General features: G+C 66.2%; 11 protein-coding genes and 1 tRNA gene. 6 read left to right on the top strand and 6 right to left on the bottom strand.

Annotated features, from left to right (window positions below; translation table 11 throughout):
• Positions 1–22: 22 nt before the first annotated feature.
• A complete protein-coding gene (locus WKF39_RS01445) occupies positions 23–634 on the bottom strand; it encodes a GNAT family N-acetyltransferase (protein ID WP_340385174.1) in 612 nt (203 codons plus the stop codon).
• A 120-nt stretch (positions 635–754) separates the two neighbouring features.
• Between WKF39_RS01445 and WKF39_RS01440 the strand changes: the two genes are divergently transcribed.
• The 5 genes from WKF39_RS01440 (at position 755) to WKF39_RS01420 (ending at position 5,688) form a co-directional block, all read left to right on the top strand.
• Entirely contained in the window at positions 755–1,501 is a 747-nt protein-coding gene (locus WKF39_RS01440) for a DUF554 domain-containing protein (RefSeq protein ID WP_340385172.1), read from the top strand.
• A 143-nt stretch (positions 1,502–1,644) separates the two neighbouring features.
• On the top strand, positions 1,645–3,009 hold the full coding sequence (locus WKF39_RS01435; RefSeq protein ID WP_340385170.1) for a hypothetical protein: 1,365 nt from the start codon (positions 1,645–1,647) through the stop codon (positions 3,007–3,009).
• A 9-nt stretch (positions 3,010–3,018) separates the two neighbouring features.
• On the top strand, positions 3,019–4,014 hold the full coding sequence (locus WKF39_RS01430) for a branched-chain amino acid ABC transporter permease (protein WP_340385168.1): 996 nt from the start codon (positions 3,019–3,021) through the stop codon (positions 4,012–4,014).
• On the top strand, positions 4,004–4,912 hold the full coding sequence (locus tag WKF39_RS01425; RefSeq protein WP_340385166.1) for an ABC transporter ATP-binding protein: 909 nt from the start codon (positions 4,004–4,006) through the stop codon (positions 4,910–4,912). Before WKF39_RS01430 ends, WKF39_RS01425 begins: the two co-directional genes overlap by 11 nt.
• Positions 4,909–5,688 (top strand): ABC transporter ATP-binding protein, encoded by a 780-nt coding sequence (locus WKF39_RS01420; protein ID WP_340385165.1) that lies wholly within the window; start codon positions 4,909–4,911, stop codon positions 5,686–5,688. The genes WKF39_RS01425 and WKF39_RS01420 overlap by 4 nt, the downstream gene beginning before the upstream one ends.
• A gap of 204 nt (positions 5,689–5,892) precedes the next feature.
• Here WKF39_RS01420 and WKF39_RS01415 read toward each other — a convergent pair whose 3' ends face one another.
• Both WKF39_RS01415 and WKF39_RS01410 read right to left on the bottom strand, forming a co-directional pair.
• Positions 5,893–7,176 (bottom strand): ABC transporter substrate-binding protein, encoded by a 1,284-nt coding sequence (locus WKF39_RS01415; RefSeq protein WP_340385163.1) that lies wholly within the window; start codon positions 7,174–7,176, stop codon positions 5,893–5,895.
• 151 nt (positions 7,177–7,327) lie between these two features.
• A complete protein-coding gene (locus tag WKF39_RS01410; RefSeq protein ID WP_340385161.1) occupies positions 7,328–7,945 on the bottom strand; it encodes a response regulator in 618 nt (205 codons plus the stop codon).
• A 70-nt stretch (positions 7,946–8,015) separates the two neighbouring features.
• Between WKF39_RS01410 and WKF39_RS01405 the strand changes: the two genes are divergently transcribed.
• A tRNA-Leu gene (locus WKF39_RS01405) sits at positions 8,016–8,098 on the top strand.
• A gap of 198 nt (positions 8,099–8,296) precedes the next feature.
• Here the strand turns inward: WKF39_RS01405 and pyk are convergent.
• From pyk to gltB, 3 genes are all read right to left on the bottom strand, one after another.
• Positions 8,297–9,748, bottom strand: coding sequence for a pyruvate kinase (pyk, locus tag WKF39_RS01400; protein ID WP_340385159.1), 1,452 nt, complete (start codon positions 9,746–9,748; stop codon positions 8,297–8,299).
• Between the two features lie 79 nt (positions 9,749–9,827).
• Positions 9,828–11,291 carry a glutamate synthase subunit beta gene (locus WKF39_RS01395; protein ID WP_340385157.1) on the bottom strand — a complete coding sequence of 488 codons (1,464 nt, stop codon included), beginning with the start codon at positions 11,289–11,291 and terminating at the stop codon, positions 9,828–9,830.
• Positions 11,284–15,831: a glutamate synthase large subunit gene (gene gltB / locus WKF39_RS01390; RefSeq protein ID WP_340385155.1), complete on the bottom strand. Its 4,548-nt coding sequence runs from the start codon at positions 15,829–15,831 to the stop codon at positions 11,284–11,286. Before gltB ends, WKF39_RS01395 begins: the two co-directional genes overlap by 8 nt.
• Positions 15,832–15,890: the final 59 nt, after the last annotated feature.

Genomic DNA, 15,890 nt, shown 5'->3' with positions numbered 1-15,890 from the left:
CGCGACGGGCGGCTCGAGCGCGTCAGGCGCGGGAGTGGCCCCGCGCGTCGGTGCGGCGGCGCAACGTCCGACGTACGGCGATCAGCTTCCCGGTGTCACGTGAGTTGGTGGCCTTGGTGGTCAGCCGCGACCGCAGCTTGCTGGCCTGGATCGCGCGGAGGACGGCGATCTGGTTGAACCCGATCTTGGTCAGGTAGCGGTGCGGCTCGCGCGAGTGCACCGGGATCGCCGCGACGACGATCTCACAATTGTGCTCCTCACCATAGGTCGCGGCGGCCGACAACAGCGTCGAAGCGACGGACCTGCGGCGGAAGCGCGGCGACACCTGGATCTCCGTGACGAGCAGGACGCGGGTCAGGTTGATCGGGGTCAGCGTGGTGATGTCGCAGACCGTGGCTCCCACGATCTCGCCGTCCGCCATCGCCACGATGATGCGCTTGTCGGGTCGCCCCAAATTGAGGTCGAGGGCGGCAGCGGCCTCGGCGACGCCCGGTTCCCGCCACAACGCCTGCTGCGTGAACGCCTCAGACCCTTCGTCCTGGCCTGCGTCAGCGCACTCTGACCACAGCGCGATCAGGGCGGATGCGTCTTCGCGATCTGCGTCCCTGAGAACGATGGGGGGTCGGCCCGACATGCGATTCCTGTCGTCAGTTCGAACAGTCCTGTGCACAACTCGCAGGCGTCGGAGTGACACACTACGCGCGGGTGCCGGGAAGGGTCCGGTTGAATGCTCAATTGTCGAGGGAGACCTTACATGTTCGTCGGGTTCGGCACAGCCACCAACATCGCGACGGTTCTCGTGGGGTCGGGGGTCGGCCTGTTGATCGGCCATCGGCTGAGCCTGCGGGTACGCACGACCGTCACGTCGGCACTGGGGCTCGTCACGCTGCTGATCGCTGCCGACTCAGCCATGGCCGTGTCCGACCCAGCATTGCGTGATGCCGTGGGCCGGAGCGCCCCGATGCTGATCGTGCTGGGCTCACTGGTCCTCGGCGGCATCGCCGGCGCCTGGCTGCGGCTCGAGGACCGACTCGAGGACTTCGGCGCCTGGCTACAGGTCCGATTGACTCGCGGAGAGCCCGGGGAGGGACGGCAACGATTCATCGAGGGCTTCGTCATCAGCTCGCTCGTCTTCTGCATCGGTCCTCTGACGATCCTCGGGTCGATCAACGAGGGCCTCGGCAACGGTGCCGACCAGCTGCTGTTGAAATCGACCCTCGATGCGTTCGCGGCGCTCGCATTTGCCGCATCCTTCGGCATCGGGGTCATGGCATCGGCGATCTCGATCGCGGTGATCCAGGGCTCGCTGACCGTCCTCGGAGCACTGCTGGGCGCATTCGTGCCCGACGCCCATCTTGCGGCACTGACGGCCACCGGCGGCCTGATCTTGATCGGGGTCGCACTGCGGCTGCTCGACATCAAGTCCATCCATGTCGCGGACCTGCTGCCTGCGCTCGTGATCGCGCCGGTGCTGTGCCAGCTGGCCGTCGCGATGCACTGACACCGTGTCCCGAACGGATTGAAACCCAACTGTTACCTTCTGCGTCCGCAGTGTGACGTGCGTGACTCCCGCATGTGGCTATAGTCACTGCAGGTCGAGCCACCCATCGACCGATTTTAGGAACCACGACAGGAGATCCCCGCGTGCACCTGCGACCAGCGACGCTCCTCATGGCGATCCTGGCCGGCCTGATCCTGCTGGCACCGGTCACCGCCAACGCTGCGACAACGCCCGCCCCCAGCCCGTCCGCCGGCGCCGAGGCGCCGGAGGCCAATCCGATCGTCGACGGCCAGAACATCACCGTCACCCTCAAGGACCTCAACGGCGGCAAGGGCGAACCCAAGCCGGTGCCCGGCGTCACGCTGACGGTCTTCAAGGAGAGCAAGTCCGGCGAGCAGGTCGGCACGCAGGTCACCGACACCGCCGGACGGATCAGCATCGCCATCCCCTCCAACGGTGTCTACTACATCGCGCTCGACCCCGACAGCCTGCCCGACGGGGTCGAGCTCAGTGGCGGCGAGAGCAACCTGACCATCACCGCCCGCCTCGGTGGCAACAACTTCGCGACCTTCCCGATCGGCGCATCCGTCGGCGAGAGTGTCGCCTTCAGCGAAAAACTCACCAACTCGGTGGTTTCCGGCCTCAAGAAGGGCCTGATCATCGCGCTCGCAGCGCTCGGGCTCTCCCTGATCTTCGGCACGACCGGCCTCACGAACTTCGCGCACGGCGAGCTCATCACCTTCGGCGCCATCATCACCTTCATGTTCAACCGCGGCTTCGGCATACCGGTCATCGCCGCTGGTGCGCTCGCGGTGGTCGTCTCGGCGGGCTTTGGCTGGGTCCAGGACCGAGGCCTGTGGCGACCTCTGCGCAGACGCGGCACAGGCTTGATCGCCATGATGATCGTCTCGATCGGCCTGGCGCTGCTGATGCGCAGCATCTTCCAGTACACCTTCGGCAGTTCGACTCAGACCTTGAGCCAGTACGTCGCGCAGCCTCGCACGGACTACGGGCTGATCTCGTTGTCCGACAAGGAGATCGCGATCTTCGGGATCTCGATCGTGGCGATCGTGATCGTGTGCATCGCGATGATGAAGACCCGCCTCGGCAAGGCCATGCGAGCCGTCTCAGACAACCCCGCGCTCTCTGCATCGTCGGGTCTGCGGGTCGACGGTGTGATCTCATCGGTCTGGATCCTCGGCACCGCCCTGACGGGCCTGTCCGGCGTCCTGCTCGCGATCAACGAGCAGGTCAACTTCCAGATGGGCTTCAAGCTGCTCCTGCTGGTCTTCGCAGGTGTCACGCTGGGCGGCCTCGGAACGATCTGGGGCGCCCTCGTCGGATCCATCATCATCGGCCTGATCGTTGAGGTCGCGCCGATCATCTCGATCAACGGATACAACCCGGTACCCGCATCGATCAAGGAGGTCGGCGCGCTCGTCGTGCTGATCCTGATCCTGCTCGTCAGACCCCAGGGCATCCTCGGCCGAGCTCAGCGGATCGGATAGGCGAACATCATGGATTTCGCAGTTGTCATCGACGCCGCCTTCTCGGCCGCGCTCGGACCCCAGGCCATCGTGTTCGCCCTCGCGGCGATCGGCCTCAACGTGCACTTCGGCTACACCGGGCTGCTCAACTTCGGCCAGGCCGGATTCATGGCGGTCGGCGGTTTCGGCCTCGCTGTCAGCGTCGTGACCTGGGACCTCCCGTTCTGGGTCGGCCTCATCGTCGCGATGCTCGCCACGATCGTCCTCGCCCTCGTCCTGGGCGTGCCGACCCTGCGCCTGCGCGCCGACTACCTGGCGATCGCGACGATCGCGTCCAGCGAGATCCTGCGACTGGTGCTGGGTGCAGTGGAGTTCAAAGGCACCTTCGGCGGCTCGAACGGGCTCACCGGATTCGCCAGGACCTACAAGAACCTCAATCCGTATGGCGACGGGGTCGACATCGGTGTCGTGTCCTTCAGCAAGGACGATCTCTGGTCGATCACGGTGGGCTGGACGCTCGTGGCGCTCGGCTGCGTGCTCATCTGGACGCTCATGCGCAGCCCCTGGGGACGTGTCCTCCGCTCGATCCGTGAGGACGAGGACGCCGTGCGCTCGCTCGGCAAGAACGTCTTCGCCTACAAGATGCAGGCGCTGGTGCTCGGCGGCGTGTTCGGCGGACTCGCCGGCGTGTTCCACGTGTTGAAGCAGGCTTCGGCAGTCCCGACCGACTTCAACACCACATTCACGTTCTACGCCTATGCGGCCCTGCTGATGGGCGGCGCGGCCCGCGTGCTCGGTCCCGTCATCGGATCGATCCTGTTCTGGTTCCTCATCGCCGGCCTCGGTTCGTTCTTCAGCCAGGCCACGGGGGGCACGGATCCGCTGATTCCCGCCTCCATCATGACCGACACCCAGGCCAGCCTGGTGCGCTTCATCGTGCTCGGGCTCGGACTCATGCTGCTGATGATCCTGCGACCACAGGGGATCTTCGGCGATCGAAGGGAGATAGCGATCGATGGCCGCTGACCTCAGCGCCGCCCGCGCAGCACTCGAAGGAGTGCCCAGCGAACCCGGTGTCCCCAAGCCCGACCCGATCGTCAAGGGCGACAACATCACGCGTACGTTCGGCGGCCTCAAGGCTGTCGACGTCGAGCACATCGAGATCCAGCGAGGCGTCATCACGGCCCTCATCGGCCCCAACGGCGCCGGCAAGACGACGCTGTTCAACCTGCTGACCGGATTCGACGAGCCCGACGACGGCACCTGGGCCTTCAACGGCACGGCCCTCGGCAAGGTGCCGGCCTACAAGGTCGCCCGACTCGGCATGGTCCGGACGTTCCAGCTCACCAAGGTGCTATCCAAGCTCACGGTCATCGAGAACATGCGGCTCGGCGCCAAGGGACAGCGCGGCGAGAAGTTCCTGTCAGCGGCGTTCAAGTCGTTGTGGGGCGCGCAGGAAAAGGCCAACACCGATCGCGCCGACGCCCTGCTCGAGCGCTTCAAGCTCGATGCCAAGCGCGAAGACTTCGCCGGATCGCTCTCGGGCGGCCAGCGCAAGCTGCTGGAGATGGCACGCGCGTTGATGGTCGACCCCGAGCTGATCATGCTCGACGAGCCCATGGCCGGCGTCAATCCCGCGCTCAAGCAGTCGCTGCTCGGCCACGTGAAGTCGCTGCGCGATGAAGGACGTACGGTCCTGTTCGTCGAGCACGACATGGACATGGTCCGCGACATCTCGGACTGGGTCATCGTGATGGCGCAGGGCCAGATCGTGGCCGAAGGCACTCCGCAGTCCGTGATGGCCGACCAGAGGGTCATCGATGCCTACCTCGGCGCCCACCACGACTCCGACATCACCGAGATCGACATCGCGGACCTCGAGAAGGCCGCCGAGGCCGAGCTCGACGAGGGGACCAAGCCATGACCGAGACCACTCAGAGCGCCGAGCACGACAACCACCTGGCTCACGCTGACGGCGCGGTCCTGCGGGCCGACGACCTGATCGCCGGCTACCTGCCGGGGGTCAACATCCTCAACGGCGCCGATCTCTACTGCCAGCCCGGCGAGCTCGTCGGCATTATCGGCCCGAACGGCGCCGGCAAGTCCACCCTGTTGAAGGCCCTCTTCGGCCTGGTCAAGGTGCACGAGGGCAGCGTCAAGCTCAAAGGCGAGGACATCACCAACCAGCGGGCCGACCAGCTGGTGTCCAAGGGCATCGGCTTCGTGCCGCAGAACAACAACGTGTTCCCGAGCCTCACGATCGAGGAGAACCTCGAGATGGGGTGCTACCAGGATCCCAAGCGGTTCACCGAGCGGTTCGGCTTCGTGACCGACCTGTTCCCCCGGCTGGGCGAGCGCCGCAAGCAGCGAGCCGGTCAGCTGTCCGGCGGTGAGCGGCAGATGGTCGCGATGGGCCGCGCCCTGATGATGGACCCCTCCGTGCTGCTGCTCGACGAGCCCTCCGCGGGACTGTCACCGGTCCTGCAGGACGAAGTGTTCGTGCAGACCCGAAACATCAACAAGGCCGGCGTCTCGGTCATCATGGTCGAGCAGAACGCTCGACGCTGCCTGCAGATCTGTGACCGCGGCTATGTGCTCGACCAGGGCCGCAACGCCTACTCCGGCACCGGTAAGTCCCTCGCGGACGACCCCAAGGTCATCGAGCTCTATCTGGGGACCCTAGGTCAGAAGGAAGACTAGGTCGAGCCTTCGCCCCAGCTCGCTGGGGACCCTGGGTCAAAAGGAAGACTAGGCCGACTGACATCGATCCACCGCAACCGCCCGGCGCCCTTGGTGCCGGGCGGTCGTGCGTCTCCCCCGACCTACGTCCCGCACGACAGAAGAGGGCCCCGGTGCCGAAGCACCGGGGCCCTCCTCCAGATCAGCTGATCAGATCAGCGTCGATCAGATCGTGCCACTGATGTAGTCGACCGACTTGTAGGTGTTGTCGGCCTTGTACTCGTAGATGCCGATCGATGCGGCAGTCGGGCTACCGAGCTCGTCGAGCTCGATCGGACCGGAGACACCGTTGTAGTCGACGTCAGCATCCTTGTCAGCCTCGAGCAGCTTGGCGCACGCTTCGAACGTCTCGCACTTCTCGCCACCCTCGGTGATGCTCGGGATCTTCGCAGCGATCGCATCGCCGGAGTCATCGCCGGCCGCGAGGGCCGCCAATGCCGACACGACGGTGGCGTCATAGGACTCCGCCGCATACGAGTACTCCGACAGCTTGTCATCGACCGTGGCGAGGCGATCCTTGAACTCATCGCCCGCCTCGGCGCCGGGGATGGTGCCCTTGGTGCCGGTCAATGTGCCGTTGGGCAGCGGAGTGGTCGAGTCCTTGGCGTAGCTGGCCGTGTTGCCGTCGACGAAGTATGTCGGGACGTCCTTCGGGCCGGCATTTGCCTGGATCAGCTTCGGAACGATCGTCGTGGTCTCATCGAAGGCGATGAGCACGACGGCGTCAGCGTTGGCGTCAGCGATCTCGGAGATCTGGGTGTCGCCCGGACCGTCCTTCTCGCTGTAGAGCACCGAGGCGGCGACCTTCGAACCGGCGGACTCAAGGTTCTTGGAGACCTCCTTGGCCAGCGTCTCGCCGTATGCGTCCTGGCGGGCCAGGATGGCGACGTTTTGACGTCCGTCCTCGATCAGGAGGTTGGCGAGCACGGCACCCTGCAGGATGTCGGACGGCGCCGTACGGAAGTAGTTGTCAGGCTTGGAGTAGTCACCCTCGTCGAACGCGGTCGACGTGTTGGCGGGCGAGAACATGACTGCACCTGCCGACATGATCTTGTCGATCACGGTGAGCGAGACGCCCGATGAGGCAGCACCGACGATGACGTCGGCCTTGGCCTTCAGGAGCTTGTCGGTCTCGGCCGGGGCGATGCCCGAATCGGTGTCGCCGGAGTCGGCCTTGACGCCTACGACGTCTTTGCCCAGGACTCCGCCGGCCTTGTTGATGTCGGCGATCGCGAGCTCGACGCCGGCGAACTCCGGCGGGCCGAGGAATGCGAGGCTGCCGGTCTGCGGAAGCAGCTGGCCGATGGTCAGGGTGCCGTCACCCTTGGCTTTGGGGGCATCGGACTTCTTGTCTCCGCCTTTGTCGTCGCTGCCGCCACATGCGGCGAGAACAAGCGCGCTCGCGGCAACGACGGCCGCGATGCGGATCGTCTGGGTACTGCGTTTCATCAGTCCTCCGGATATGTAGAAAGCCCATGGCCCGTGCCAGGGAGCGTGTACGTAGGTCCGAACCTAGTCTTTCCATGGGTCATTTGGGCCAAGGTTCCGATTACGGCCTGCAACGTAGCCAAGTTGTAACCAGCGGCGCTCAACGCAGCGATCAGGCGGTCGATCCCAGCTCGGGGCCGTGGTCGATGACGCCCTGGGCGACCTGCAACATCGTCAGCCTCAGGTCCATCGCGGTCCGCTGGATCCAGCGGAAGGCCTCGGGCTCGCTGACCCCCAACGCCTCCTGCAGCAGGCCCTTGGCCCGCTCGATGGCCTTGCGCGTGGCCAGCTGGTCGGCCAGGTCCACGACCTCGTGCTCGAGGGCCCTGATCTCGGCGAACCGGCTCATGGCCATCTCGATTGCGGGGATCAGGTCGGACTTGGTGAACGGCTTGACGAGGTAGGCCATGGCGCCGGAGTCGCGGGCACGCTCGACGAGCTCGCGCTGGCTGAAGGCGGTCAACATCACGACGGGGGCGATCCTGGCCTGGGCGATCTGTGAGGCGGCGGCGATGCCGTCGAGCTTGGGCATCTTGACGTCCATGACGACCAGGTCTGGGCGGTGCTCCATTGCCAGCTCGATGGCCGCCTCGCCGTCGCCGGCCTGCCCGACGACGTCGTAGCCCTCCTCGCCCAGCATCTCGGCCAGGTCGAGACGGATCAATGCCTCGTCCTCCGCGATCACGACACGCGGCGAGGTCCGTCCCGATTCAGGCGAGGAGTCAGTCACGTGAGAAGGTTATCTCGCGCGCGAGCGCCTGATGGGCTCGACCGATCGGGTCCAGTTCACCGCAGCGCAAGCCGGGTTGGCGGAATGGTAGACGCGACGGTCTCAAAAACCGTTGTCCGCAAGGGCGTGCGGGTTCGACTCCCGCACCCGGCACCGGAACTTGAGCCCAGATTGACTGGGCGAAAGCTCCAGGTATGGAAGCAACGGCCGAAGGCCGCGGTGCCGGCACACGAGCCACCGCGCCACCGAGCCCGGTGACTTAGCGACCTATGCGGCGCCGGGATCGGTCGCTAGCTCACCGCCCTTGGTCGGGATTGGACGCTAACTCACCGCTCCCGGGCGAGGGTGGCCCTACTCCGTGACGTCTTGGTATGCCGGGACGACGCCGTTGATCGCGTCGCCCATGTTGTGAATGCGGAGCGCATTGGTCGAGCCGGGTATGCCCGGAGGGCTCCCGGCCACGATGACGACCTGCTGCCCGTCGGCACATCGGCCGATCTCGAGCAGCGCCTTGTCGACCTGCAGGACCATCTCGTCGGTGTGCGTGACCTCGGGGACGAGGAATGTCTCGATCCCCCAGCTGAGGGCGAGCTGTGAGCGTACGAGCGGTTCCGGGGTGAAAGCAATGACCGGGACGCTCGAGCGATAGCGGGTCATCCGCCGTGCTGAGTCACCGCTGGTCGTGAAGGCGACGACGTAGCGAGCCTGAATCGCCTCGGCGACATCCGAGGCCGCCCGGCAGATGATCCCGCTCTTGGTCCTGGCCTTCCACGTGAAGGCCGCCATGCGCGGAAGTCCGTGGTCCTCGGTGGACTCGATGATGCGCGCCATCGTCGTGACGGTGTGGATGGGGTACTCCCCCACGCTGGTCTCGCCCGAGAGCATCACGGCGTCGGCACCGTCGAGGACCGCATTGGCCACGTCGGACGCCTCGGCGCGGGTCGGCCGCGGTGCCGAGATCATCGACTCGAGCATCTGCGTCGCGACGATCACCGGCTTGGCGTTGCGGCGGGCCTTCTCGACGATGAGCTTCTGCACGATCGGGACGTCCTCGAGAGGAAGCTCGACGCCGAGGTCACCGCGCGCCACCATGACACCGTCGAAGGCGTCCATGATGCCGTCGAGGTTTTCCACGGCCTGGGGCTTCTCGATCTTGGCGATGACCGGGCGGATGATGCCCTCTTCGTCCATGATCTTGCGGACGTCGTCGTAATCGTCGGCCGAGCGTACGAACGACAGCGCGATGAAGTCAGCGCCGAGCCGCAGTGCGAACCGCAGGTCGTCGATGTCCTTCTCGCTCATCGCCGGCACGCTGACCATGACGCCGGGCAGGTTGATGCCCTTGTTGTTGCTGACCGGACCGCTGGTCTCGATCTGGCAGGTGACATCGGTGTCGGTCACCGCCGTCGCACGCAGACGCATGCGGCCGTCGTCGATCAAGATCTCGTCACCGACCGCGACATCGCCCGGCAAGCCCTTGTATGTCGTGGAGCACCGGTGGACGTCACCGAGGATGTCATCGGTCGTGATCGTGAAGGTCGATCCGGCCTCGAGCTGCACGGGGCCATCAGCAAACCGGCCGAGCCGGATCTTGGGGCCCTGGAGGTCGGCCAGCACAGCGATGGCCTTGCCCGTCTTGTCGCCGGCCTCACGGACCCAGGCGTAGTTCTGCTCGTGGTCGGACTGCTCGCCATGGCTCATGTTCAGCCGCGCGACGTCCATCCCGGCCTCGGCCAGCTGAAGGATCTTGTGGGCGTTACCGACGGCAGGACCGAGGGTGCAGACGATCTTCGCTCTTCTCACTCGTCGACCCTATCCAGTGCTCGGCGTACCGGCGAGTCACTTGTGCGGTGGGGGCTGACGCACACGGGAACCATCACAGCTAGACCGTCAGAGGCCGGGCATGGGGCGGAATCGGCGCCGGCAGATTGGTCGAACCGGACAGATACTCATCGACCCCGGCCGCGGCGGAACGACCCTCGGCGATCGCCCAGACGATGAGCGACTGCCCACGGCCCGCGTCCCCGGCGACGAACACCCCGTCGACGCTGGACATGTAACGCTTGTCGCGCTTGACGTTGCCCCGCTCGTCCAGGTCCACGCCGAGCTGGTCGACGAGGCCTTCCCGCTCGGGACCGGTGAATCCCATCGCGAACAGCACGAGCTGCGCAGGCAGGTCCTTCTCCGAGCCCTCTACCTCTTCGAACTTCCCGTCGACCATCTGGACCTCGACGAGGCGAAGAGCGCTCACGTGGCCGTCCTGCCCGAGGAACTCCTTGGTGGAGATCGAATAGACCCGCTCCCCTGCCTCCTCATGCGCCGACGACACCCGGTAGATCATCGGGTAGGTGGGCCATGGCTGGGTCTCGGGACGGTCTGTGCCGGGATTGGGCAGGATCTCCAGCTGCGTGATGGACCTGGCACCTTGGCGGATCGATGTCCCGAGGCAGTCTGCTCCGGTGTCTCCACCGCCGATGATGATGACGTCCTTGTCCGTCGCGAGGATCTGGTCCTCGACCTCTTCACCGAGAGCCACTCGGTTGGCCTGCGGGAGGAACTCCATGGCCTGATGTATGCCGGTGAGCTCGCGCCCGGGCACGGGCAGGTCGCGGCGCACGGTCGCGCCGATCGCGAGCACCACGGCGTCATAGCGGTCGCGCAGGTGGTGTCCGGTGAGGGTCTCACCGACCTGCACGCCGGTGCGGAAGACCGTTCCCTCACGCTCCATCTGGTTGATCCGGCGATCGACCTGGATCTTCTCCATCTTGAACTCGGGAATGCCGTAGCGAAGCAGTCCACCGGCCTTGTCGTCGCGCTCATAGACCGCGACGGTGTGACCCGCACGGGTCAGCTGCTGGGCAGCGGCGAGTCCGGCTGGCCCTGATCCGACGACGGCGACTGTCTTGCCGGTCAACCATTCCGGCGGCTCCGGGCGGACCTGACGGTCCTCCCATGCCTTGTCGATGATCGCGACCTCGACGTTCTTGATCGTCACCGCGTCGCGGTTGATGCCGACGACGCAGGCCGTCTCGCACGGGGCGGGACACAGCCGCCCGGTGAACTCCGGGAAGTTGTTGGTCGCATGGAGCCGGTCGAGCGCCTCGTCCCAGTCCTTGCGCCACACGAGGTCGTTCCACTCCGGGATCAGGTTGCCGAGCGGGCAGCCCGAGTGGCAGAACGGTATGCCGCAGTCCATGCAGCGCCCGGCCTGCTCACTGATGATCGGGAGCAGAGCCCGGCCCGGCCCTCCGGGATAGACCTCGTTCCAGTCCTTGACGCGCTCTTCCACCGGACGCCGCTCGGCAACCTCGCGGGGCGTCGTGATGAATCCTCGGGGATCAGCCACGTGCGGCCACCTCCATCATGCGTGCAGTCGTCTCTTCCTCGGACAGTCCTTCGGACTCGGCGGCGTCGCGCGCCTCGAGCACCAGCCGGTAGTTGACCGGCATGATCTCGGTGAAGCGGGAGAGCGACTGCTCCCAGCTGCCGAGCAGCTGCTCAGCGACAACCGAACCGGTCTCTTCGTGATGCCTGCGGATCAGGGCCTGCAGCTCGGCGGCAACCTCATCAGGGACCGGCCGCAACTCAACCATGTCCATGTTGACCCGGCTCTCGTCGAGATCCAGCACGTAAGCCGCGCCACCGCTCATGCCGGCCGCGACGTTGCGCCCGGTCCGGCCCAGGATCACGACGCGTCCACCGGTCATGTACTCACACGCGTGATCGCCCACACCCTCCACCACGGCGCTGACACCGGAGTTGCGGACGCAGAATCGCTCGCCGACCTTGCCGCGTAGGAAGATCTCGCCACTCGTCGCTCCGAAGCCGATGACATTTCCGGCCACGATCTGCGCTTCCGCGGTGAACTGGACCTCCCGCGGCGGGCGCACGACGATCCGGCCCCCGGACAGACCCTTTCCGACGTAGTCGTTGCCGTCACCCTCCAGGCGCAACGTGATGCCCTTGGGCACGAAGGCGCCGAACGACTGACCGGCCGAGCCGAGGAACGTGATGTCGATCGTGTTCTCCGGCAGACCCTCACCCCGATAGCGCTTGGTGACCTCATGGCCGAGCATCGTGCCGACCGTACGATTGACGTTGCGGATGTCGACCTGGGCACGTACGGGCTCGCCGTGGTCCAGGGCATCGGCGCTCAGCGTGATCAGCTCGTTGTCGAGGGCCCGCTCCAGGGCGTGGTCCTGGCCCGTGGTGTTGTGCAGCGAGGCCCCTTCAGGGAGCTCGGGGACGTAGAGGATCGGCGTCAGGTCAAGGCCGTCTGCCTTCCAGTGGTCGACCGCCTTGCGGACGTCGATGAGCTCAGCGTGGCCGACGGCCTCTTCGATCGAGCGGAAGCCCAGGCTCGCCAGGATCTCCCGGACCTCCTCGGCGATGAAGGTGAAGAAGTTGACCACATACTCGGCCTTGCCGGAGTACTTCTCGCGCAGCGACTTGTTCTGTGTCGCGACCCCGACCGGGCAGGTGTCGAGGTGGCAGACCCGCATCATGATGCAGCCGCTCACGACCAGCGGTGCGGTCGCGAAACCGAACTCCTCGGCGCCGAGCAGTGCGGCAATGACGACGTCACGGCCGGTCTTGAGCTGGCCGTCGCACTGCACCACGATGCGGTCGCGCAGGCCGTTGATCAGCAGGGTCTGCTGGGTCTCGGCCAGGCCGAGCTCCCACGGACCGCCCGCGTGCTTGAGCGAGGTCAACGGTGACGCCCCGGTGCCACCGTCGTGTCCCGAGATCAGCACGACGTCGGCCTTGGCCTTGGAGACGCCCGCGGCCACGGTGCCCACGCCGATCTCCGACACGAGCTTGACGTGGACGCGCGCCGACGGGTTGGCGTTCTTGAGATCGTGGATCAGCTGCTTGAGATCCTCGATCGAGTAGATGTCGTGGTGCGGCGGCGGCGAGATGAGCCCCACGCCCGGTGTGGAGTGGCGGGTCTTGGCCACCCATGGATAGACCTTGGGTCCGGGCAGCTGGCCACCTTCACCCGGCTTGGCGCCCTGCGCCATCTTGATCTGGATGTCATCGGCGTTCGTGAGGTATTCCGAGGTGACACCGAAACGTCCTGACGCGACCTGCTTGATCGCCGAACGGCGCTCAGGGTCATACAGGCGATCGGAGTCCTCGCCACCCTCGCCGGTGTTGGACTTGCCGCCGAGGCGGTTCATCGCGATGGCGAGCGTCTCGTGCGCCTCCTGGCTGATCGACCCGTAGGACATCGCGCCGGTCGAGAATCGCTTGACGATCTCGGAGACCGGCTCGACCTCGTCGATCGGCACGGGTGGGCGCTCGCCCTCGCTGAACCGGAACAGTCCGCGCAGCGTCATGAGCCGCTCCGACTGGTCGTCGACGCGGGAGGTGTACTGCTTGAAGATCTCGTAGCTGCCCGTGCGCGTGGAGTGCTGCAGGCGGAACACCGTCTCGGGATCGAAGAGGTGCTCGGGGCCCTCACGTCGCCACTGGTACTCGCCACCCACCTCGAGGTGACGGCGTGAGCCGGCAATGCCGCTCGTGGGGTATGCCTTGAGGTGTCGCGAGCGGACCTCCTCGGCGAGCACGTCCAGACCGACGCCGCCGAGCTTGGAGGACGTACCGGTGAAGTAGGCGTCCACGATCTCGTGGGAGAGGCCGACCGCCTCGAAGATCTGTGCGCCGGTGTAGGAGGCGACCGTGGACACGCCCATCTTGCTCATGACCTTGAGGACACCCTTGCCAAGGCCGTAGGCAACGTTTCGCAGCGCCTTGGCCGGCTCAACCCCCGCGACGAAGACCTTCTCGCGGGCGAGGTCCTCGGCCGACTCGAGGACCAGGTAGGGGTTGACTGCGGTCGCGCCGTAGCCGATCAGCAACGCGACGTGGTGGACCTCGCGGACGTCACCGCACTCGATGATCAACCCAGCCTGCGTGCGGAGCTTCTCACGCACCATGTGGTGGTGCACGGCACCGGTCAGCAGGAGCGACGGGATCGGCCCGAGGTCGGCGTTGGAATGCCGGTCCGACAGCACGATGATGCGGGCGCCGTCGGCGATCGCCGACGACACCTCGGTGCAGATCTCCTCGAGCCTGGCCCTGAGCGCAGCTCCCCCGCCGTGCACGTCATACAGGCCGCGGACGACGTGCACCGAGAAGCCCGGCATGTCGCCGTCCTTGTTCATGTGCCGGATCTTGGCGAGCTCGTCGTTGTCGAGCACAGGGAACGGCAGCTGCAGCATGCGGCACGAGGCAGGGCTCGGCGCGAGCAGGTTGCGCTCGGGGCCGATCGTCCCGGCCAGCGAGGTCACGACCTCTTCACGGATCGCGTCGAGCGGCGGGTTGGTGACCTGCGCGAACAGTTGCGAGAAGTAGTCGAACAGCTGACGGGGACGCTCCGAGATCGCCGCGATGGGCGTGTCGGTCCCCATCGAACCGATCGCCTCGGCGCCCGTACGGGCGATCGGAGCGATGAGGATGCGGAGCTCTTCCTCGGTGTAGCCGAAGACCTGCTGGCGCCGGGTCACCGAAGCGTGCGTGTGCACGATGTGCTCGAGATCGGGCAGGTCCTCGAAGCGTACGAGTCCTGAGTAGAGCCACTCGTCGTACGGGTGCTCGGCGGCCAGCGTGTTCTTGATCTCGTGGTCCTCGATGATGCGGTGCTCGTCGAGGTCGAGGAGGAACATCTTGCCCGGCTCCAGGCGACCCTTGCGGGTGATGGTCTTCTGGTCGATGTCGAGGACTCCGGCCTCCGACGCGAGCACGACGAGGCCGTCCTCGGTGACCCAGTAGCGACCGGGTCGAAGCCCGTTGCGGTCCAGGACCGCACCGATCTGGTTGCCGTCCGTGAACGCGATGGCGGCAGGCCCGTCCCACGGCTCCATGACCGAGGAGTGGAACTCATAGAACGCGCGGCGGGCGGGATCCATGTCGGCGTCGTTCTCCCACGCCTCGGGGATCATCATCATGACGGCGTGAGGCAGGCTTCGACCGCCAAGGTGCAGCAGCTCGAGCACTTCATCGAATGACGCGGTGTCGCTGCCGAGCGGATCGCAGATCGGGAAGAGCCTGCGCATGTCGCCGGGGATCTGGTCGCTCTCCAGCAGGGCCTCACGCGCCCGCATCCAGTTGCGGTTGCCCCGGGCGGTGTTGATCTCGCCGTTGTGGGCGATGAAGCGGAAGGGGTGCGCCAGCGGCCAGCTCGGGAACGTGTTGGTCGAGAAGCGGCTGTGGACGATCGCCATCGCCGATTCCATCCGCTCGTCGTTGAGGTCGGGGAAGAAGTTCTCCAGCTGGTCGGTCGTGAGCATCCCCTTGTAGATCAGGGTGCGGCTCGACAGCGACGGGAAGTAGACCTTGTGCTCGTGCTCGGCGCGCTTGCGCAGACAGAACGCCGTGCGGTCGAGGTCGATGCCGGTCTGGGTGTCTCCCGACGCGGTGGCGAACATCAGGGCGAAGGAGGGCATGGCGCTGCGGGACATCGAGCCGAGGATGTCCGGGTTGACCGGCACATCGCGCCAGCCGAGGACCGCGAGGCCCTCCTCCGTCGCGATCTCCTCGATCCGGACCCGGGCCTCGGCGGCCTCCGTCTCGTCGGTCGGGAGGAAGGCCATGCCCGCGACATATGAGCCCAGCTCGGGCAGCTCCACACCGGCGACGGCACGCAGGAAGGCGTCGGGGATCTGGATCAGGATGCCGGCACCATCGCCGGTGTCCGGCTCGCCACCGACAGCTCCACGATGGTCGAGGTTGCGCAGCGCAGTGAGGCCCTTGAGGACGATGTCGTTGCTCGGCACACCGGTCAGGGTCGCCACGAACGCGACACCACAGGCGTCGTGCTCGTGCTGCGGGTCATACAGACCCTGGGCGGGAGGCTGCGTCGAAAAGAGGGGGGCGCGCACCATGGGCCTCACTTCACGTCATCGGTGGTCACGAAGATCTTCGTGCCGGGGACGACGTTGGC

The sequence above is a fragment of the Aeromicrobium sp. genome (genome assembly GCF_037719875.1).
GTDB lineage: Bacteria > Actinomycetota > Actinomycetes > Propionibacteriales > Nocardioidaceae > Aeromicrobium.
This window is presented reverse-complemented; position numbering and strand designations above follow the sequence as displayed.

Bases quoted from the DNA above. Each gene is read 5' to 3' on its own strand.
- WKF39_RS01445 (WP_340385174.1), bottom strand. From the start codon at position 634: ATGTCGGGCCGACCCCCCATCGTTCTCAGGGACGCAGATCGCGAAGAC.
- WKF39_RS01440 (WP_340385172.1), top strand. From the start codon at position 755: ATGTTCGTCGGGTTCGGCACAGCCACCAACATCGCGACGGTTCTCGTG.
- WKF39_RS01430 (WP_340385168.1), top strand. From the start codon at position 3,019: ATGGATTTCGCAGTTGTCATCGACGCCGCCTTCTCGGCCGCGCTCGGA.
- WKF39_RS01425 (WP_340385166.1), top strand. From the start codon at position 4,004: ATGGCCGCTGACCTCAGCGCCGCCCGCGCAGCACTCGAAGGAGTGCCC.
- WKF39_RS01420 (WP_340385165.1), top strand. From the start codon at position 4,909: ATGACCGAGACCACTCAGAGCGCCGAGCACGACAACCACCTGGCTCAC.
- WKF39_RS01415 (WP_340385163.1), bottom strand. From the start codon at position 7,176: ATGAAACGCAGTACCCAGACGATCCGCATCGCGGCCGTCGTTGCCGCG.
- gltB (WP_340385155.1), bottom strand. From the start codon at position 15,831: ATGGTGCGCGCCCCCCTCTTTTCGACGCAGCCTCCCGCCCAGGGTCTG.